The sequence below is a fragment of the Leclercia sp. TB492 genome, assembly GCF_049974505.2.
Classification (GTDB): Bacteria; Pseudomonadota; Gammaproteobacteria; order Enterobacterales; family Enterobacteriaceae; genus Enterobacter; species Enterobacter adecarboxylatus_C.
Genome location: NZ_CM127572.1, coordinates 1285656 through 1304652 on the forward strand (window position 1 = coordinate 1285656; position 18997 = coordinate 1304652).

At 59.1% G+C, this 18997-nt stretch carries 19 protein-coding genes; 9 read left to right on the forward strand and 10 right to left on the reverse strand.

All coding sequences use genetic code 11. From position 1 onward, the window contains the following. Positions 1-25 precede the first annotated feature (25 nt). The gene (gene chiQ / locus ACP4QI_RS05945) at positions 26-355 is read left to right on the forward strand and encodes a ChiQ/YbfN family lipoprotein (RefSeq protein WP_142490072.1); all 330 of its coding nucleotides are present in this window, start codon (positions 26-28) and stop codon (positions 353-355) included. A 156-nt stretch (positions 356-511) separates the two neighbouring features. Here the strand turns inward: chiQ and fur are convergent, their stop codons facing one another. From fur to ybfF, 4 genes are all read right to left on the reverse strand, one after another. Then, positions 512-958, reverse strand: coding sequence for a ferric iron uptake transcriptional regulator (gene fur, locus ACP4QI_RS05950; RefSeq protein ID WP_142488696.1), 447 nt, complete (start codon positions 956-958; stop codon positions 512-514). Positions 959-1249: 291 nt separating this feature from the next. Next, positions 1250-1780 carry a flavodoxin FldA gene (fldA, locus tag ACP4QI_RS05955; RefSeq protein ID WP_032617056.1) on the reverse strand — a complete coding sequence of 177 codons (531 nt, stop codon included), beginning with the start codon at positions 1778-1780 and terminating at the stop codon, positions 1250-1252. Positions 1781-1935: 155 nt separating this feature from the next. Then, complete coding sequence (gene ybfE, locus ACP4QI_RS05960; RefSeq protein ID WP_142488697.1) at positions 1936-2223, reverse strand: LexA regulated protein; 288 nt, start codon at positions 2221-2223, stop codon at positions 1936-1938. Between the two features lie 128 nt (positions 2224-2351). Then, positions 2352-3125, reverse strand: coding sequence for an esterase (gene ybfF, locus ACP4QI_RS05965; protein ID WP_156263212.1), 774 nt, complete (start codon positions 3123-3125; stop codon positions 2352-2354). 183 nt (positions 3126-3308) lie between these two features. Between ybfF and seqA the strand changes: the two genes are divergently transcribed. Continuing rightward, positions 3309-3851 carry a replication initiation negative regulator SeqA gene (seqA, locus tag ACP4QI_RS05970; RefSeq protein WP_142488699.1) on the forward strand — a complete coding sequence of 181 codons (543 nt, stop codon included), beginning with the start codon at positions 3309-3311 and terminating at the stop codon, positions 3849-3851. A gap of 24 nt (positions 3852-3875) precedes the next feature. Continuing rightward, the gene (gene pgm, locus ACP4QI_RS05975; RefSeq protein WP_426495067.1) at positions 3876-5516 is read left to right on the forward strand and encodes a phosphoglucomutase (alpha-D-glucose-1,6-bisphosphate-dependent); all 1641 of its coding nucleotides are present in this window, start codon (positions 3876-3878) and stop codon (positions 5514-5516) included. An 81-nt stretch (positions 5517-5597) separates the two neighbouring features. Here pgm and kdpE read toward each other — a convergent pair whose 3' ends face one another. From kdpE to kdpF, 6 genes are read right to left on the reverse strand one after another with little or no spacing between them, the layout of a single operon-like run. After that, positions 5598-6275, reverse strand: coding sequence for a two-component system response regulator KdpE (gene kdpE, locus ACP4QI_RS05980; RefSeq protein ID WP_285128318.1), 678 nt, complete (start codon positions 6273-6275; stop codon positions 5598-5600). Further along, positions 6272-8947: a two-component system sensor histidine kinase KdpD gene (gene kdpD, locus ACP4QI_RS05985; protein ID WP_426495066.1), complete on the reverse strand. Its 2676-nt coding sequence runs from the start codon at positions 8945-8947 to the stop codon at positions 6272-6274. Before kdpD ends, kdpE begins: the two co-directional genes overlap by 4 nt. Further along, on the reverse strand, positions 8948-9523 hold the full coding sequence (kdpC, locus tag ACP4QI_RS05990; RefSeq protein WP_426495065.1) for a potassium-transporting ATPase subunit KdpC: 576 nt from the start codon (positions 9521-9523) through the stop codon (positions 8948-8950). It lies immediately after the preceding gene. Positions 9524-9535: 12 nt separating this feature from the next. Continuing rightward, on the reverse strand, positions 9536-11584 hold the full coding sequence (kdpB, locus tag ACP4QI_RS05995) for a potassium-transporting ATPase subunit KdpB (RefSeq protein ID WP_426495064.1): 2049 nt from the start codon (positions 11582-11584) through the stop codon (positions 9536-9538). Between the two features lie 17 nt (positions 11585-11601). After that, positions 11602-13281 (reverse strand): potassium-transporting ATPase subunit KdpA, encoded by a 1680-nt coding sequence (kdpA, locus tag ACP4QI_RS06000; protein WP_426495063.1) that lies wholly within the window; start codon positions 13279-13281, stop codon positions 11602-11604. Then, a complete protein-coding gene (kdpF, locus tag ACP4QI_RS06005) occupies positions 13281-13370 on the reverse strand; it encodes a K(+)-transporting ATPase subunit F (protein WP_071886481.1) in 90 nt (29 codons plus the stop codon). Before kdpF ends, kdpA begins: the two co-directional genes overlap by 1 nt. Before the next feature lie 308 nt (positions 13371-13678). Here kdpF and ACP4QI_RS06010 point away from each other — a divergent pair, with 308 nt between their 5' ends. The 6 genes from ACP4QI_RS06010 to pxpA all read left to right on the forward strand — a co-directional run bounded on the left by ACP4QI_RS06010 (position 13679) and on the right by pxpA (position 18965). Next, entirely contained in the window at positions 13679-13885 is a 207-nt protein-coding gene (locus tag ACP4QI_RS06010) for a YbfA family protein (protein WP_142490073.1), read from the forward strand. A gap of 592 nt (positions 13886-14477) precedes the next feature. Further along, positions 14478-15890, forward strand: coding sequence for a deoxyribodipyrimidine photo-lyase (phrB, locus tag ACP4QI_RS06015; protein ID WP_285128314.1), 1413 nt, complete (start codon positions 14478-14480; stop codon positions 15888-15890). A gap of 10 nt (positions 15891-15900) precedes the next feature. Continuing rightward, complete coding sequence (locus ACP4QI_RS06020) at positions 15901-16644, forward strand: type 2 GTP cyclohydrolase I (RefSeq protein WP_142488706.1); 744 nt, start codon at positions 15901-15903, stop codon at positions 16642-16644. A gap of 14 nt (positions 16645-16658) precedes the next feature. Next, positions 16659-17315 carry a 5-oxoprolinase subunit PxpB gene (gene pxpB / locus ACP4QI_RS06025; RefSeq protein ID WP_142488707.1) on the forward strand — a complete coding sequence of 219 codons (657 nt, stop codon included), beginning with the start codon at positions 16659-16661 and terminating at the stop codon, positions 17313-17315. After that, entirely contained in the window at positions 17309-18241 is a 933-nt protein-coding gene (pxpC, locus tag ACP4QI_RS06030; RefSeq protein WP_142488708.1) for a 5-oxoprolinase subunit PxpC, read from the forward strand. The genes pxpB and pxpC overlap by 7 nt, the downstream gene beginning before the upstream one ends. Further along, positions 18231-18965 (forward strand): 5-oxoprolinase subunit PxpA, encoded by a 735-nt coding sequence (gene pxpA, locus ACP4QI_RS06035; RefSeq protein ID WP_426495196.1) that lies wholly within the window; start codon positions 18231-18233, stop codon positions 18963-18965. Before pxpC ends, pxpA begins: the two co-directional genes overlap by 11 nt. Positions 18966-18997: the final 32 nt, after the last annotated feature.

Sequence of the window (18997 nt, forward strand, 5' to 3'; positions counted from 1 at the left end):
CCCCGCCTGACTGGAGACCTCTATGCTGAAAAAAATCGTACTGGTCGCGGTGCTGGCATCAGGACTGGCCGCCTGCGCACAACCACAGACCCAGAAAGAAGATACCCGTCTGAAAGAGGCCTACAGCGCGTGCATCAATACCGCTGAAGGTTCGCCAGAAAAGATCGAAGCCTGTCAAAGCGTGTTGGACGTGCTGCGCCAGGAGAAGGCGCACGAACAGTTTGCGGCCCAGGAAACCGTCCGGGTGGCGGATTACCAGGCCTGTATCCAGGCGCGTAAAACGGGTAACAATCAGGACGTGACCAAAAACTGCGATAAAATCTGGCAGGAAATCCGCAGTAATAACGCGAAGTAATCAGCTGTTTGCCATGCCCGGTGGCGCTATGCTTACCGGGCCTACGGGTAATTTCACCCTTGTAGGCCCGTGTAAGCGCAGCGCCACCGGGCTTTTTTACAGGATGGCAGGCAAAAAAAAGCCAACCGTCAGGTTGGCTCAGAGTCTATGCAGAGATTACTTCGCGTCGTGCGCGTGGTCATCTTCGCGGCAGTCGCCTTCGGCGCAGTGGCCATACAGGTACAGACTGTGGTTGGTCAGACGAATGCCATGACGTGCGGCAATTTCGCGCTGACGTAATTCGATGGAATCATCGCTGAATTCGATCACTTTGCCGCAGTCGAGGCAAATCAGGTGATCGTGGTGGTGCTGCTGCGTCAGTTCAAATACGGATTTACCGCCTTCGAAATTATGACGCGTAACGATGCCTGCATCGTCGAACTGGTTCAGTACACGGTAAACGGTAGCCAGACCAATTTCTTCGCCCATGTCGATCAGACGCTTGTATAAGTCTTCCGCACTGACATGATGGTTATCCGGACCCTGAAGTACTTCCAGGATTTTTAACCGTGGAAGCGTGACTTTCAGTCCGGCCTTCTTTAATGCGGTGTTGTTGTCAGTCATGCGGAATCTGTCCTGTTGCTAAACGATTCACTTCTAAAGAAGAAGTGACAGAAAATGCACCTGGGATAATGCGTCTCATTATAGAACTGCCATGACGTAATGAAAACTGCAAGTCTCAAGTAAAGTATGCTTATAAAAACGTGGTACCGCCAACAAAGTTGTTACAAGGTTCCCCGTTTACTCCTGGATCATTGTACAGGTATGGCAGCGAAAGTTAAAAATTTGTAGCAATTATTTTGATTGGAATTACCTATCGATGCGGCGCAACTTTAGCGTTGCGCCGCGACATCATCAGGCGTTGAGGATGGCGTCTAGGTGCAGCTCTTCGCGGATCTGTTTAACCCATTTGTCCACGCGTTCAGCGGTCAGTTCCGGCTGGCGATCTTCGTCGATGGCGAGACCGACAAAGTTGTTGTCGTCGGCCAGACCTTTAGAAGCTTCGAAGTGGTAACCGGCGGTTGGCCAGTGACCAACAATCACCGCGCCGCGTGGCTCAATGATGTCGCGAATGGTGCCGAGGGCGTCGCAGAAGTATTCTGCGTAATCTTCCTGATCGCCGCAGCCGAACAGGGCAACCAGCTTGCCGTTGAAGTCGATCTCTTCCAGAGACGGGAAGAAGTCGTCCCAGTCACACTGCGCTTCACCGTAATACCAGGTCGGGATGCCCAGCAGCAGAATATCGTAACCTTCGATATCTTCTTTGCTGCTTTTCGCAATGTCATGCACATCGGCAACGTCTTTACCTAACTGTTTTTGAATGTTTTTTGCGATGTTTTCGGTGTTACCCGTGTCGCTGCCGAAAAAAATGCCGATGATTGCCATGAGTAAAATAACCTCTTGATACTTAATGGTATGGTGGCGCAATTTAGCCACGGATAAGGGCAATCATAGCAGAACAGAGAAGCCTGCGGAAACTGCTATCACGCAGGACTGCACTCTGTGCTACATGAAAGCAACAAGAAGGGGAGTTTTCTGACTTACGCTTTGCCGTGCCATTTATCGAGCTGCGAAATCAGCATCTCTTCGATAAGCTCACTGCGGCTGATCTCCCGGGCATTCGCCAGCTCATTCAGCGCATCGACGGCTTCAGCATTCAGTTTCAGCTCGACGCGTTTAAGCCCACGACTTTTATCGCGTTTAAGCTGATTGCGCTTATTAATGCGCAGCTGTTCATCACGCGAAAGCGGATTGGTTTTCGGTCGTCCCGGGCGACGCTCATTCGCGAACAGATCTATTGTCGTGCGGTCCGTGTGTTCTTTGGCCATGATTCTGAGACTTCGGGGGAAACAAGACACCCTGCTAATGCCCGGGCGATAAGCGCGCCATCATACATCACCGAAAACGGCACGCCAACGACTGGAGGCCTGCCGGCGACCAGTCGCTCTCTTTTTAATCAATTATTGATGTCAGCGAGGTAACGGCGGATAGCGCGCAGCACCGCGTCAGGTTTTTCAGCATGAACCCAGTGTCCGGCTCCGGCAATGACATGCGCTTTGGCCTGAGGGAATTGCGCCAGCAGCGCATCGCGGTACGCTTCGGTGACATACGGGGAATTGCCGCCAGTGATAAACAGGGTAGAGTGCGGCCACGCCGGGACCGCCTGCCAGCCGACGATCTGGTCATACTGATCCCACAGTACCGGCACGTTGAAGCGCCACTCGCCGTCAACGAAGGATTTCAGCAGGAACTGCACCACGCCCTCTTCATCCAGATGTTCACGCATCAGCGCCGCGGCCTGCTGGCGAGTGCTGACGCCGGCGTCCGTGACGGCGTTAATGGCGGCGAAAATCTCATCGTGGCGACGGACGTCATAATCCACAGGCGCGACGTCGATCGCTACCAGGCCGGCAATTCGCTCTGGCGCAATTGCCGTCAGCGCCATCACCGCTTTGCCGCCCATTGAGTGACCAATCAGGATCGCCTTTTCAATCTTGTGTTCATCCAGCGTATCCAGCAGATCCTGAGCCATATCGGCGTAGGTCATCTGCGGCGAGCGCGGCGACAGACCGTGGTTGCGCATATCCACCTGCAGCAGCGCGTGGTCGGTCACCAGATCCCGGGCCAGCACGCCAAGGTTATCCAGGCTGCCAAACAGGCCATGCACCAGGACGATGGGAGAATTATTGTGCGGCGATTGTGCAGATTGCGCTCGGGTATTCAATTTCATGGCAAAGTTCTTTTTTTACGTATGTCAGGTTAGGGTATCATGTTGACCATTCTGCCGCCCGGCTGCAAGGAAACAGTTAAATCTGACTTTTGCCGCCATTCTGGCTTGACGCTATCCGCTGTTGGGTTTTGACCTTATACTCCCAACGACTTGTATTCAGATAAGATATCGCACTGGATTAAGATGAAAACAATCGAAGTTGATGACGAGCTTTATCAGTATATCGCCAGCCAGACTCGGCACATTGGTGAGAGCGCGTCCGACATTTTACGGCGCATGCTGAAAATTGCCGCCGCCTCGCAGTCTGCCGCTCCGGCCATCAAAGAGACGCGCCAGCCAGCTGCTGTCGCGCAGGAAAAGCCGCTGTCGCCGGTAAAAGACAAAGTGCGTGCGATGCGCGAATTGCTGCTTTCTGACGAATACGCTGAGCAGAAGAAAGCAGTTAACCGCTTTATGCTGGTGCTGACTACACTCTATTCACTGGATAACAACGCGTTTGCCGACGCGACTGAGTCACTTCACGGTCGCACCCGCGTCTATTTCGCGGCTGATGAGCAAACGCTGTTACAGAATGGCAATCAAACTAAGCCCAAGCACCTGCCTGGTACACCGTACTGGGTGATCACCAATACCAATACCGGACGCAAGCGCAGCATGATCGAACATATCATGCAATCCATGCAGTTCCCGGCGGAATTGACTGATAAGGTTTGCGGCACTATCTAACCCTTGCATCAGAAGGACCAGGCAATGGCAAATCACAATCGTGCGGGTCAACCTGCACAACAGAGCGATTTGATTAACGTCGCCCAGCTTACCGCGCAGTACTACGTGCTGAAGCCGGAAGTGGGTAACGCAGAACACGCAGTGAAGTTTGGTACATCCGGGCACCGCGGCAGTGCGGTACGCCACAGCTTTAACGAGCCGCATATTCTGGCCATTGCTCAGGCCATCGCGGAAGAGCGCGCCAAAAATGGCATCACCGGTCCGTGCTACGTGGGTAAAGATACCCACGCCCTGTCAGAGCCTGCTTTTATTTCCGTACTGGAAGTGCTGGCGGCCAACGGCGTGGACGTCGTGATTCAGGAAAACAACGGCTATACGCCAACTCCAGCCGTCTCTAACGCCATTCTGGTGCATAACCAGAAAGGTGGCGCGCAGGCGGATGGTATTGTCATCACGCCATCCCACAACCCGCCGGAAGATGGCGGCATCAAATACAACCCACCGAACGGCGGCCCGGCTGACACCAACGTCACCAAAGTGGTGGAAGATCGTGCCAACGCCCTGCTGGCCGACGGCCTGAATGGCGTGAAGCGCATTTCCCTGGACGAGGCGATGGCCTCCGGCCACGTGAAAGAGCAGGATCTGGTGCAGCCGTTCGTTGAAGGGCTGGCGGATATCGTCGATATGGCGGCGATCCAGAAAGCCGGTCTGAAGCTGGGCGTTGACCCGCTCGGCGGTTCCGGTATCGAATACTGGAAACGTATTGCCGAGCACTACAAGCTGGATCTGACCATCGTTAACGATCACGTCGATCAGACCTTCCGCTTTATGCACCTCGATAAAGACGGCGCGATCCGTATGGACTGCTCCTCCGAGTGTGCGATGGCCGGCCTGCTGGCGCTGCGCGACAAGTTTGACCTCGCCTTCGCCAACGACCCGGATTACGACCGTCACGGCATCGTCACCCCGGCTGGCCTGATGAACCCGAACCACTATCTGGCGGTAGCGATCAACTACCTGTTCCAGCACCGTCCACAGTGGGGCGCAGAGGTTGCTGTGGGTAAAACCCTGGTCTCCTCCGCCATGATCGACCGCGTGGTTAACGACTTGGGCCGCAAGCTGGTGGAAGTGCCTGTTGGCTTCAAGTGGTTTGTTGACGGTCTGTTCGACGGCAGCTTTGGCTTTGGCGGCGAAGAGAGCGCGGGGGCTTCCTTCCTGCGCTTCAACGGTACGCCGTGGTCTACCGACAAAGACGGCATCATCATGTGCCTGCTGGCGGCGGAAATCACTGCCGTCACCGGTAAGAACCCGCAGGAGCACTACAACGAGCTGGCAGCCCGTTTCGGGGCCCCGAGCTACAATCGTCTGCAGGCTTCTGCCACTTCTGCCCAGAAATCGGCGCTGTCTAAGCTGTCGCCAGAGATGGTCAGCGCCAGCACCCTGGCGGGCGATCCGATCACTGCACGTCTGACGGCAGCACCGGGTAACGGTGCGTCGATCGGCGGCCTGAAGGTGATGACCGAGAACGGCTGGTTCGCAGCGCGTCCATCCGGCACCGAAGATGCGTACAAAATCTACTGTGAAAGCTTCCTCGGCGATGAACACCGTCAGCTGATCGAGAAAGAAGCGGTGGAGATTGTGAGTGAAGTGCTGAAAAACGCATAATCATTAAAAACGGCAACCTGGTTGCCGTTTTGTTGTATTCGTAGGCCCGGTAAGCGCTAGCGCCACCGGGCTTTTTTGTGCTCAAAGCATAAATCGATACCCGATCCCGGTTTCAGTTAACAGATGGCGTGGGCGCGCGGGGTCCACCTCGAGTTTCTGACGAAGGTGCCCCATATAAATCCGCAGGTAGTGACTATGCTCCACCGCATTGGGGCCCCACACCTGGCTTAACAGCTGGCGCTGGGTGAGCACCTTGCCGTGATTGTTGAGCAGGACCGCCAGCAGGCGGAACTCGATAGGGGTCAGGTGGATTTCCGTCTCACACCGCTGAATGCGCCGCGAGGCCAGATCGACGCGAATGTCAGAGAAGCTATACACCGGGTCGGCAGGGGAGGTTGTTGCGTGGCGGCGCAGGGCAACGCGGAGACGCGCCTGCAGTTCGCCAATGCCAAACGGCTTGCTGAGATAGTCGTCGGCCCCGGCATCGAGCGCGGCAATTTTGTCGGTCTCCTCCAGACGCGCCGAGAGCACAATGATAGGCATCTGGCTCCACTGGCGCACTTCCCGGATAAAGTCGAGGCCGTCGCCGTCCGGAAGACCTAAATCGAGGATCACCAGATCCGGCTTGCGGGTCGCGGCTTCAATCAGGCCCCGCTGTAGCGTTCCGGCATCGTGTACGCGCAGGCCTTCACCTTCCAGCGCGACGCGCAGAAAACGGCTGATGGCGAGTTCATCTTCAACAATCAGAACGTTAATCACAAATCCTCTGGGAATTCATTCAGTTCGGGCGGCGTATCGCGCGGCAGTGTAACACAAAAACCGGCGCCCCCGTCGGGACGGTTATGGGCGGTGATGGTGCCACCGTGCACCTCAACAATCGCCTGGCAGATGGCGAGCCCCAGCCCGACGCCGGGAATGGCAGACTCTTTGTTACCGCGGGCGAATTTATCAAAGATAGCCTGTTCCTGCCCCGCCGGAATGCCGGGGCCGGTATCCCACACCTCCAGCTGGAGCTGGTCGGGGGTGACGCTGGCGTCAATACCAATTTGCGCTCGGCTCCCCGCGTATTTGCCAGCGTTCTCCAGCAGGTTAATCAGCACCCGCTCGAACAGCGGGCCATCCACGTGGATCAGCGCCAGCGGATCTGACATATCGAGCGCGATATGCCGCCCACCAAGCCCTGGCTCCAGCGTTTTCAGGGCGCTACCGATCACCTCTTCCAGGGTCAGCCACTCTTTTTTCAGGTTAAAGCCGCCGGACTGGATCCGCGCCATATCCAGCAGATTATTCACCAGCCTGGTGGTGTTCAGCACGTGCTGGCGGATCTCGCTGGCCTGTGGCGCGTGGCGGGAACCCTCTGCCGCCAGGTCGAGGGTCAGGATCTCTGACTGGCCGAACAGCACCGTCAGCGGCGTGCGCAGATCGTGGGAGAGGGCCGCCAGCAGCGAGTTACGAATGCTCTCCCGCTCGCTGGCTAACCGCGCCTGCTCTTCGCTGGCGGTCAGCGCCAGTCGCTCGAGGGCGCTGGCGACCAGCAGAGTAAAGGTCTCCAGCAGGCGCTGCTGCTCGGGGATCATCAGCTGACGCAGATTGGACGGCTCGACAATCGCCACCCCCTGATTCTGCAGCGGCAGAATAAGCCAGGGCACGCCGGGCAGGGTATCGGTGCCTGCCCCGGCGGGCTGGCCCTTGTCAAAGCTCCAGCGGGCAATAGCTTCATCCCAGGGCGTCATTCCCGAAGCCGGAGTCAGCGGGCGGAGCTTGCCCTCCCGATCCGGAAGGAGGATCAGGCTGCGGGCGTGAAAGGTGGAGTGGATGAACTGCTGGCTGGTCTGCGCGATATCCTGTGGCGTGCGGCCCACCGCCAGTGCCTTCGACATCTCATACAGATGGCGGGTGCGCTGCTCGCGATAGCGGGCGATCCGCGCCTGATAGCGCACGCCCGCCGTCAGGTTACCGATCAGCAAGCCCACCGCCAGCATCACCGCAAAGGTGAGGACGTACTGTACGTCCGATACCGCCAGGGTGCCGCGCGGGGCGATGAAAAAGAGATCGAAGCTGACCACGTTGATTACCGTCGCCAGTACCGAAGGCCAGCGGCCATAAAACAGCGCCACAATCACCACCCCAAGCAGGTAGATCATCACCAGGTTGGCGGCATCAAAATCGGGTAGCCACTGACTGGCAATAAAGGTAATCAGGGCGCAGAGCAGCACCGCCACCAGGCAGCCGCGCAGCTGGATCCGCCATTTGTCGCTGAACGTCCGGTTATCCGGCGTTCTGGCGGGCAGGGCCGCGGGTTTGTCGTCGAGGGCGACGATCAGCAGGTCGAGATCGGGGGCACGCTGCGCCAGCTTATCGGCAAAGGTGTCCCGGTTAAACCAGCGGCGGTGCGTCCGGCGACCGATAACAATCTTGCCGAGGTTATGCTCCCGGGCGTAGCGCAGGATGGCTTTGTCTTCCGCCTGTTCGGCCAGGGTGGCGGTTTCGGCGCCCAGCTCCTGGGCCAGACGCAGGGCGCTGAGAATGGCGCGGCGCTGGTTCTCCGGCAGACGGTGCAGCTGCGGGGTCTCGACGTAAACGGCGTGCCAGACGCTACCGAACTTCGCTGCCAGCCGCGCGGCGGTACGCACCAGCTTCTCGTTGCCGCTGCCGTGGCCGATGCAGAGCAGGATGGCGTCGCGGGTATGCCACACCTTCTCCTCGCCCTGCCGGTCGCGCCAGGCCCGCATCTGATCGTCCACCCGATCGGCGGTGCGGCGCAGGGCCAGCTCACGCAGGGCGATCAAATTGCCTTTGCGGAAGAAGTGTTCGATTGCCCGCTCGGCCTGTCCGGCAATGTAAACCTTGCCTTCATGCAGGCGCTGGCGCAGATCGTCCGGGGGCAAATCCACCAGTACCACTTCGTCTGCCGCGTCGAAGAACGGATCCGGGACGGTCTCCCGCACCTGAATGCCGGTGACGCCGCTGACCACGTCGTTAAGACTTTCCAGATGCTGCACGTTAACGGTGGTAAAGACATCGATGCCCGCCTCCAGCAGCTCTTCGACGTCCTGCCAGCGTTTAGGGTGGCGTGAGCCTGAGGCGTTGCTGTGCGCCAGCTCGTCCATCAGGATCAGCGCCGGACGGCGGGCGAGGGCGGCATCGAGATCGAACTCCGTCACCAGACGCCCGCGATGATGAATGCGCCGGGGCGGCTGGGTCGCCAGGCCGGCCAGCAGGGCGGCGGTCTCCTGGCGACCGTGGGTCTCCGCCACGCCGATCAGAATATCGAGCCCCTGGGCGCGCAGACGCTGCGCTTCACTGAGCATGGCGAAAGTCTTGCCGACCCCCGCACAGGCGCCGAAGAAGATTTTCAGTTTGCCGCGATGGGGGGCGGCAGCCTGCTCCAGCAGTTTGTCCGGGTCCGGGCGCTGAGGCTCGTCGATCATTTAGTTTTTCCTTAGTGCGTCCAGCGCCAGATTTAATTCAACGATGTTAACCACCGCGCCGCCCATCGCGCTGAACAGCGGTTTTTGCGTATGTTCGGCCACCAGCTGGCTAAGCTGCGCGGGCGCTATCTGACGCGCCTGCGCCACGCGCGGGATCTGCCAGGCGACGGCCTGCGGCGTCAGGCTGTAGTCCAGCCCGCTGGCCGAGGCGGTCACCAGCTCAACCGGCACCGCCTGGCTGGCCTGCGGGTTGGCGACGCGTAATGCCGCAACCCGTGCGCGAACGGCGTTATCCAGCTCAGGGTTGCTGCCCGCCAGGTTGCTGCCGCCCGAGGCCAGCGGATTATACGGGCTTTCTGCCGTGGCGGAAGGACGTCCGTGAAAGTAACCTGCTCCGGTAAAGTCTTGTCCAATCAGGCGGGAACCGCGGATCTCCCCCTGCTGGCGGATAAGGGATCCGTTAGCCTGGTCAGCAAACCACCACTGCCCCAGGGCGGTAGTCACCAGCGGATAGACACCCCCGGTGATCAGGGCCAGCAGAATAAACAACAGTATAGCGGGACGTAACATAGCCATTTGATTTTCCTCTTAAACCAGCCCGAACAGGGTGAGTACCAGGTCGATGGCCTTAATGCCGATAAAGGGCACCACCAGCCCACCCAGACCGTAAATCCACAGATTGCGGCGCAGCATGCCGGCGGCGGTGAGCGGCTTGTAGCTCACCCCTTTCAGCGCCAGCGGGATCAGAAAGACAATGATCAGGGCGTTAAAGATCACCGCGCTCAGGATGGCCGAGGCGGGGGAGTGCAGGTGCATCACGTTCAGGGCATCCAGCTGCGGATAAGTTGCTGCAAACGCCGCCGGAATGATGGCGAAATATTTCGCCACGTCGTTGGCGATACTGAAGGTGGTCAGCGAGCCCCGGGTCATCAGCATCTGTTTGCCGATATGCACCACCTCAATCAGCTTGGTCGGGTTGGAATCGAGGTCGACCATATTCCCCGCCTCTTTTGCCGCCTGGGTGCCGGAGTTCATCGCCACCGCCACATCCGCCTGGGCGAGGGCCGGGGCGTCGTTGGTGCCATCCCCGGTCATCGCCACCAGTCGTCCTTCGGCCTGGTACTGGCGGATCAGCGCCAGTTTGGCCTCCGGCGTCGCCTCGGAGAGGAAATCATCCACGCCGGCTTCCGCTGCAATGGCTGCGGCGGTCAGGCGGTTATCCCCGGTGATCATCACCGTTTTGATGCCCATTTTGCGCAGCTGGGCAAAACGCTCCTTGATGCCGCCTTTAACGATGTCCTTCAGGGCGATCACCCCCAGCACTGTAGCGCCTTCGGCCACCACCAGCGGGGTGGCCCCCTGGCGGGCGACGTTCTCTACCAGGGTATCAACCTGCGGCGGGAAGTGGCCGTTGTTGGCGGTAATGTGACGGCGAATGGCATCCACCGAGCCCTTACGAATCATCCGCTCCTGGAAGTTAATCCCGCTCATCCGCGTCTGCGCCGTAAAGGGCACGAAGGTGGCATGCAGGCTCTGGACGTCGCGCTGGCGCAGGTTAAAGCGCTGCTTGGCGAGGATCACGATGCTGCGGCCTTCCGGGGTCTCATCCGCCAGCGAGGCCAGTTGAGCCGCGTCGGCCAGCGTTTTTTCGTCCACGCCCGGGGCGGGCAGGAACCCGGAGGCCTGACGATTGCCGAGGGTGATGGTGCCGGTTTTATCCAGCAGCAGCACGTCGACGTCGCCAGCCGCCTCCACCGCCCGGCCGCTGGTGGCGATGACGTTGGCCGCCAGCATCCGGCTCATACCCGCCACGCCGATAGCCGACAGCAGGCCGCCGATAGTGGTTGGGATCAGGCAGACCAGCAGGGCAACCAGCACGGTGACGCTTACCGCCGTACCGCCATACGATGAGAAGGGCCACAGGGTGGCTGTCGCCAGCAGGAAGACGATAGTCAGCGCCACCAGCAGAATGGTCAGGGCAATTTCATTCGGGGTTTTTCGCCGCTGGGCACCTTCCACCATGGCGATCATCCGGTCGAGGAAGGTCTCACCAGGGTTGACGCTGCACTGGATCACCAGCCAGTCGGAGAGAATGCGCGTCCCGCCGGTGACCGAGGCAAAATCGCCGCCGGACTCACGGATCACCGGCGCGGATTCCCCGGTAATGGCGCTCTCATCCACCGAGGCGCCCCCTTCGATAACTTCCCCGTCGCAGGGGATAATATCTCCGGCCTCCACCAGCACGATGTCGCCTTTGCGCAGCGTGTCCGCCGGAACCCTGTCGGTATCGGCACCGTATTTCGCTTCGCGCAGCTTGCGGGCGAACGCCGTCTTCTGCACCCCTTTGAGGCTGTTGGCCTGCGCTTTGCTGCGGCCTTCCGCCAGCGCTTCGGCGACGTTGGCAAACAGCACGGTGAACCACAGCCACAGACTGATCGCCGCGGTAAACGAGGCGCTCCCTGGAAGCAGCCCACCCGCCATGGCAAGGGCCAGCAGGGTAGTCAGCAGGCTGCCCAGCCAGACGATAAACATTACCGGATTGCGCCACTGCACGCGCGGGTCGATTTTTTTTACCGCATCCATCAGCGCCTGACGAACCAGAGAGGGTTCGAGCAGGGCCAGTTGCTTACGACTCATGACCAATACTCCGCAAATCAGCGTAAAGAGAGATGTTCCGCGACCGGGCCTAAGGCGAGGGCGGGGATAAAGGTGAGGGCGCCCACCAGCAGGACGGTACCGATCAGCAGGCCGACGAACAGCGCGCCGTGGGTGGGTAGCGTGCCGCCAGAAGCGGGCTGGCGGGTCTTGTTAACCAGCGATCCGGCGATGGCCATGACCGGCACAATCACGCCAAAGCGTCCGATTAACATGCAGAACGCCAGCAGGCAGTTCCAGAACGGCGAGTTGGCGCTCAGGCCCGCAAAGGCGCTGCCGTTGTTGTTGGCCGCCGAGGAAACCGCGTACAGCACCTCGCTAAACCCGTGGATCCCGGGGTTGAAGATGCCGCTGCGCCCGGCGTCGGTCATCAGCGCCAGCGCGGTACCGAGCAGCACCAGCGCCGGAGTGACGAGGATCGCCAGCGCGGTCAGCTTCATCTCACGCACGTCGATTTTCTTGCCCAGATATTCCGGGGTACGGCCAATCATCAGCCCGGCGATAAACACCGCCAGCAGCACAAACAGCAGCATGCCGTACAGGCCAGAACCGACCCCGCCAAACACCACTTCACCAATCTGCATCAGCCACAGCGGGATCATCCCGCCCAGCGCGGTGAAGGAGTCGTGCATGGCGTTGACCGCCCCGCAGGAGGCGGCGGTGGTGACGACGGCGTACAGGCTGCTGGCGAGAATGCCAAAGCGGCTCTCTTTGCCCTCCATATTGCTGTTGCTGTCCGCCCCCAGCAGCATGAAGTGGCTGTTGCCCTGCCACTCCGCCCACATTACCAGCGCGGCGCAGATCGCAAAGATGATGGACATGGTCCAGAGGATCGCATGCCCCTGACGGCGATCGCTGACCGCATCGCCAAAGGCAAAGCACAATGCGGCGGGGATCAGGAAGATCGCCAGCATCTGCACGGCGTTCGTCAGCGCGGTCGGGTTCTCAAACGGATGAGCAGAGTTCGCATTAAAGAAGCCGCCCCCGTTGGTACCGAGCATTTTGATCGCTTCCTGGGAGGCCACCGGTCCCATCGGCAGCAGCTGTCTGGCCCCCTCCAGCGAGGTGAATGGCTGATAGGGCAGTAGGTTTTGCAACACGCCCTGCTGGATAAACAGCAACGCGATAACCAGTGACAGCGGCAGCAATACCCACAGGGTGATGCGGGTCAGATCGACCCAGGCGTTGCCCAGGGTATTGACACTCTGGCGGGCAAAGGCGCGGGTGAGGGCGAAGATGACCGCGATGCCGCTGGCCGCCGAAAGGAAGTTTTGTACCGTCAGGCCCGCCATCTGGCTGAAATAGCTCAGGGTGGTCTCCCCGGCATAGGATTGCCAGTTGGTATTGCTGACGAAGCTGACGGCGGTGTTCAGCGCCAGATGCCAGGAGAGGCCCGGAAGCTGCTGCGGGTTTAGCGGCAGATAACCCTGCAGCATCAGCATGGCGAACAGCGCGACCAGACCCACCCCATTCAACAGCAGGATCGCGCCCAGGTAGTGACGCCAGCCCATTTCTGCGGTGCCGATCCTGAGCATTCGCAGTAGTCCTGCGTCAAGGGATTGCACCCCGGGCAGCGGCAGGCCGTTAATCATCCGCGCCAGCCACATCCCCAGCGGTCGGGCGAGCCCCAACAGCACCAGCAGAAAGCCGGCGATAAGCAGAAATCCTTGTGCGGCCATCAGAATGCCTCCGCGTTCAACAGGGCATAAATCAAATACCCCAGTAACAGGAACACCAGCACGATGCCCGCAATTACACCTGCACTCACAATTCACCTCCGGGTGACGTTAGTAATGGTGCAAAGGGTAAAATTTCGGTCGCAAAGATTTCGCAAAAATCAGAGAGGGAGGTGTAAAAAAAGTATAAAGAGGGCTAAGACCCTAATTTAACTAATGGTTAGTAAAAATTTAACTTTTCTGTAACTTAATTACGGCTTGAAGTGTAAAGTTCGCTTCAGAAGGGCAAAAAAGTGGTCGGATGAGTAGTAAAATTACAGCCAAAGCGTTACTATTTTCCTCAGATAACCAGTTTTAACTTTCCGGAGAGGGTTTCCGGCCAGAGAAAGGGGAGAAAATGATGGAATTTTACAAAGCGTATCCGGCACATATCGTTTTTATTCGCCGCACTTTCGCTGTGATAGCGGGTGTTCTGGCGTTACCTGTGATGCTTTTCTGGAAAGAACGCGCTCGTTTTTATAGCTATCTGCATCGCGTCTGGGCTAAAACCAGTGATAAACCGGTGTGGATGGATCAGGCTGAAAAAGCCACTTGTGATTTTTATTAAATTTAAGAAAGACTACACACAGCACCTGAAGCAATAAAAAAACCGCCACAGCAATGTGGCGGTTTTTTTATCCCTCGGGATTCGCGGTCCGTCGGGAGGTGTTAAACAAGCACTACCAGAGAAAGCTATCTTAGCCTGAACGTCCTTCAGGCGAAATGTGCAGTGTCTAAATGAATTCTGAAAGGCCTGTTGCGGTCTGCCGATGACACAGGATGTTGACTATGATGTGTCGTCCCTTTCCGCCATCTCGCACATGGGCACCGGTCCCGGGAAAGGCGTCATCACAACCGTAAAACAAGTACTACCAGAACTTGTGTCTGCCGGATTATCACCGGTGGTGAACGGTGGAGCGGTTAGTTTGCAGGGACCGCATAATGAAACGTTATCTGTGTATCGCGTTCATTGTCGCCAGCGTATTCGTGGTGAGAAGTGACGAGCCAACCATGCTTGTTGTGCTTACCGCGCTCGCGCAGGATAAGTAGCGTTAAGGCCGCCATCAGGGCGGCCTTTTTTATTCCAGTATGGCTACACTTGTTAAAGCAAAGTATCCTCGGTGACTTGTAGATGTTACAGACGATAATACTGGAGTGTTATGGCCACCCATCTGGTCTGGTTTCGCGCCGATCTGCGCATCCACGACAACCTGGCGCTTGCTGCCGCCTGCCGCAACAAACATGCCCGCGTGCTGGCGCTTTTCATCGCTACGCCGCAACAGTGGCACCAGCACGCCATGGCGCCGCGCCAGGCCGCGTTTCTTCACGCCCATCTCAATGGCTTGCAGCAGCAGCTGGCCGATAAAGGCATTCCGCTGCTGTATGCCCAGGTCGCTGATTTTGCGGCGCAGGCTGAGAAAGTGGCGCAGCTATGCGCCGAGCATGACGTCACCCAACTCTTTTATAACTACCAGTACGAACTGAACGAGCAGCAGCGCGATCGTCAGCTGGAGCGCGCGCTGGAGGACGTGACCTGTCAGGGCTTTGATGACAGCGTCATCCTTCCTCCCGGCAGCGTTATGACCGGCAATCACGAGATGTACAAAGTGTTTACGCCGTTTAAAAACGCCTGGCTGCGGCGTCTGAAAGAGGGGCTACCTGATTGTGCGGCGGCGCCTGCCGTGCGCGAGGGGGAGAAGGTCAATGCGGTAGCACTGGATTTCGACTACCCGCAGCAGGCGTTCGATGCTGACCTGTTCCCGGCGAGCGAGAAAGAAGCGATTGCCCGGCTGCGGACGTTCTGTCAGCAGGGGGCAGGAGAGTACGAAACGCAGCGTGATTTCCCGGCCATCGAAGGCACCAGCCGTCTCTCCGCCTGCCTGGCGCTGGGGGTACTTTCCCCCCGTCAGTGCCTGCACCGATTGCTGGCGGAACAACCCCAGGCGCTGGAGGGCGGGCCGGGTGCAGTATGGCTAAACGAGCTGATCTGGCGCGAGTTTTATCGTCATCTGATGACGTATCACCCTGATTTATGTAAATATCGGCCATTCATCCGTTGGACTGATAACGTGAAGTGGCAGTCTGAAGATGCCCAGCTAGAGGCCTGGCAATATGGACAGACCGGCTATCCGATCGTCGATGCCGCCATGCGCCAGCTGAATGAAACCGGCTGGATGCACAACCGCCTGCGGATGATCACCGCCAGCTTTCTGGTGAAAGACCTGCTTATCGACTGGCGAGCCGGGGAACGTTACTTTATTTCTCAGCTTATCGATGGCGACCTGGCCGCCAATAACGGCGGCTGGCAGTGGGCGGCGTCAACCGGAACCGATGCCGCGCCCTATTTCCGTATTTTTAACCCGACAACCCAGGGGCAGAAGTTTGATAACGACGGCGTGTTTATCCGCCGCTGGCTGCCGGAGCTGGCCACCGTGCCGGACAAGGCCATCCATGACCCCTGGACCTGGGCGGATAAGCAGGGGATCGCCCTCGATTATCCGCGCCCGGTTGTCGACCATAAACAGGCACGCATAGCCACGCTGGCAGCGTATGAAGCCGCCCGTAAAGCGTAAGGGAGCAATAATGAAAAACAGTGAACTGGAAAAACTGATTAACGACAAACTGAACAGCAGCAGCTTCAGCGACTATGCGCCGAACGGCCTGCAGGTGGAAGGGCGTGAGCAGGTGCAGAAGATTGTCACCGGCGTCACCGCAAGCCAGGCGCTGATCGACGAAGCGGTACGCCAGCAAGCCGATGCGGTGATTGTCCACCACGGCTATTTCTGGAAAGGCGAATCCCCGGTGATCCGCGGCATGAAGCGCAATCGTCTGAAAACGCTGCTGGAAAACGACATCAACCTTTACGGCTGGCATCTGCCGCTGGACGCCCACCCGGAGCTGGGAAACAACGCCCAGCTGGCGGCGCTGCTCGGCATTAACATCATGGGTGAAATCGAGCCGCTGGTGCCCTGGGGCGAGCTCTCCATGCCGGTACCGGGCCTGGAGCTGGCGTCGTGGATTGAAGCCCGTCTGGGACGTCGTCCGCTGTGGAGCGGCGATACCGGGCCGGACCAGGTACAGCGCGTTGCCTGGTGTACCGGGGGCGGGCAGAGCTTTATCGACAGCGCGGCGCGTTTTGGCGTCGATGCCTTTATTACCGGCGAAGTGTCGGAGCAGACCATTCACTCTGCCCGGGAGCAGGGGCTGCATTTTTATGCGGCAGGACACCATGCCACGGAACGCGGCGGCATTCGCGCCCTCAGCGAATGGCTGACGGAAACCACTGACCTGGATGTCACCTTTGTGGATATCCCTAATCCAGCCTGATGAGAGGTGTATAAGTGCAGCGAGCACGTTGTTATCTGTTAGGCGAAACCGCCGTCGTACTGGAGCTCGAGCCGCCGGTCACCCTGGCGACGCAAAAGCGGATCTGGCGTTTAACCCAGCGACTGGGTGAAATTCCCGAGGTGGTGGAAGCCATTCCGGGGATGAATAACATCACCGTGGTGCTGCGCAATCCCCACTCGCTGGCGCTGGATGCGATTGAGCGTCTGCAGCGCTGGTGGGAAGAGAGCGAGGCGCTGGAGCCTGAGTCCCGCTATATCGAAATCCCGGTGGTGTATGGCACCGCTGCGGGCCCCGATCTTGGCGAGGTGGCCCGACACGCCGGGCTGACCGAGAAACAGGTCGTGGAGCTTCACTCATCCATCGATTATGTGGTCTGGTTCTTAGGTTTTCAGCCGGGCTTTCCTTATCTGGGCGGTTTGCCCGAGCAGCTGGCGACCCCGCGCCGGGATGAACCCCGGCTGCAGGTGCCGGCGGGCTCGGTGGGGATTGGCGGGGCGCAAACCGGCATTTACCCGATAGCCACCCCTGGCGGCTGGCAGCTGATCGGACACACCCCGTTGCCGCTGTTCGATCCACATCGTGACGAGCCGGTGCTGCTGCGACCGGGCGATACCGTGCGGTTTATCCCGCAGAAGGAGGGGGTATGCTAAAAATAGTTCGCGCAGGGCTCTACACCTCGGTGCAGGACGGCGGGCGTATCGGTTTTCGCCAGTCGGGGATCAGCTACTGTGGCGCGCTGGATAAACCGGCCCTGCAGATTGGCAATATCCTGGTGGGCAACGATCCGGACGATGCTGCGCTGGAGATCACTCTTGGGCAGTGTACCGTCGAATTTGAACAGGACGGCTGGTTTGCCCTGACCGGGGCGGGCTGTGACGCCCGGCTCGACGGCGCGGCGGTCTGGACCGGCTGGCGTCTGCCGGTGAAGGCCGGGCAACAGCTCACCCTTAATCGCCCCCGGCGCGGAATGCGTAGCTATCTGGCGATTGCGGGCGGCATCGACGTGCCGTCGGTGATGAACTCCCTTAGCACCGACCTGAAGGTGGGACTCGGCGGCCACGAAGGGCGGCTGCTGAAAGATGGCGATCGACTGGCCGTTCGGCCTGGCGGGCGCGATTTCCTTGAAGCGCAGGGCGTTAAGCAGCTGCTGTGGGATAACCGCGTGCGCGCCTTGCCGGGGCCGGAGTATCACGAGTTTGATAAGGCCTCGCAGGATGCGCTCTGGCGTCTGCCGTGGCAGCTCAGCCCGCAAAGTAACCGCATGGGCTATCGCCTGCAGGGGCAGAAGCTGGTGCGCACTACCGAGCGTGAAATGCTGTCGCACGGTCTGCTGCCGGGCGTAATCCAGGTGCCGCACAACGGACAGCCGATCGTGCTGATGAACGATGCCCAGACCACCGGGGGCTATCCGCGGATCGCCTGCATCATCGAGGCCGACATGTACCACCTGGCACAGGCCCCCCTCGGACAGCCGATCCACTTTGTCCCCTGTACGCTGGAAGAAGCGCTCGACGCGCGACGCATCCAGAAGCAATACATCGAACAACTGGCGTGGAGGTTGCATGATCGCGGTTGATTTAAATGCAGATTTAGGCGAAGGCTGCGGCAGCGATGCCGCGCTGTTGCAGCTGGTATCCTCAGCCAACATCGCCTGCGGTTTTCACGCCGGAGATGCCCAGACCATGCTGGCCTGCGTGCGTGAGGCGCTGAAAAATGGGGTCGCCATTGGGGCGCACCCCAGCTTCCCGGACCGGGAAAATTTTGGCCGCACGGCCATGACACTGCCGCCGGAGACGGTCTACGCACAAATGCTGTACCAGATTGGTGCCCTGGCGGCGATCGTCCGCGCCGAAGGGGGGCAGCTGCGCCATGTGAAGCCCCACGGCATGCTCTATAACCAGGCGGCAAAAGATCGCGAGCTCGCCGATGCCATTGCCCGGGCAATCTTTACTATCGACCCGGATTTGATCCTGGTGGGGCTGGCGGGGAGCGAGCTGATCCGCGCGGGGACCCGCCATGGCCTGATTACCCGGGAAGAGGTTTTTGCCGATCGGGGATATCAGGCTGACGGTAGCCTGGTGCCGCGTACCCAGGCCGGGGCCATGATCACCGATGAAGAGCGGTCCCTGGCGCAAACGCTGGAGATGATCCAGCACGGACGGGTGAAGAGTATTACCGGTGAATGGGCAACCGTGCACGCACAGAGTGTGTGCATCCACGGTGACGGAGAACACGCGCTGGCCTTTGCCCGTCGACTGCGGACAGAATTTGAAACAAATAATATAAAAATCAGTGCGTAACGCACGGCCGTAAACACAACACAACCAAAGGA

Bases quoted from the DNA above. Each gene is read 5' to 3' on its own strand.
- fur (WP_142488696.1), bottom strand. From the start codon at position 958: ATGACTGACAACAACACCGCATTAAAGAAGGCCGGACTGAAAGTCACG.
- kdpB (WP_426495064.1), bottom strand. From the start codon at position 11,584: ATGAGTCGTAAGCAACTGGCCCTGCTCGAACCCTCTCTGGTTCGTCAG.
- ACP4QI_RS06010 (WP_142490073.1), top strand. From the start codon at position 13,679: ATGGAATTTTACAAAGCGTATCCGGCACATATCGTTTTTATTCGCCGC.
- seqA (WP_142488699.1), top strand. From the start codon at position 3,309: ATGAAAACAATCGAAGTTGATGACGAGCTTTATCAGTATATCGCCAGC.
- pxpC (WP_142488708.1), top strand. From the start codon at position 17,309: ATGCTAAAAATAGTTCGCGCAGGGCTCTACACCTCGGTGCAGGACGGC.
- kdpC (WP_426495065.1), bottom strand. From the start codon at position 9,523: ATGGCTATGTTACGTCCCGCTATACTGTTGTTTATTCTGCTGGCCCTG.
- pgm (WP_426495067.1), top strand. From the start codon at position 3,876: ATGGCAAATCACAATCGTGCGGGTCAACCTGCACAACAGAGCGATTTG.
- fldA (WP_032617056.1), bottom strand. From the start codon at position 1,780: ATGGCAATCATCGGCATTTTTTTCGGCAGCGACACGGGTAACACCGAA.
- ACP4QI_RS06020 (WP_142488706.1), top strand. From the start codon at position 15,901: ATGAAAAACAGTGAACTGGAAAAACTGATTAACGACAAACTGAACAGC.
- kdpD (WP_426495066.1), bottom strand. From the start codon at position 8,947: ATGATCGACGAGCCTCAGCGCCCGGACCCGGACAAACTGCTGGAGCAG.
- kdpA (WP_426495063.1), bottom strand. From the start codon at position 13,281: ATGGCCGCACAAGGATTTCTGCTTATCGCCGGCTTTCTGCTGGTGCTG.
- phrB (WP_285128314.1), top strand. From the start codon at position 14,478: ATGGCCACCCATCTGGTCTGGTTTCGCGCCGATCTGCGCATCCACGAC.
- ybfE (WP_142488697.1), bottom strand. From the start codon at position 2,223: ATGGCCAAAGAACACACGGACCGCACGACAATAGATCTGTTCGCGAAT.
- ybfF (WP_156263212.1), bottom strand. From the start codon at position 3,125: ATGAAATTGAATACCCGAGCGCAATCTGCACAATCGCCGCACAATAAT.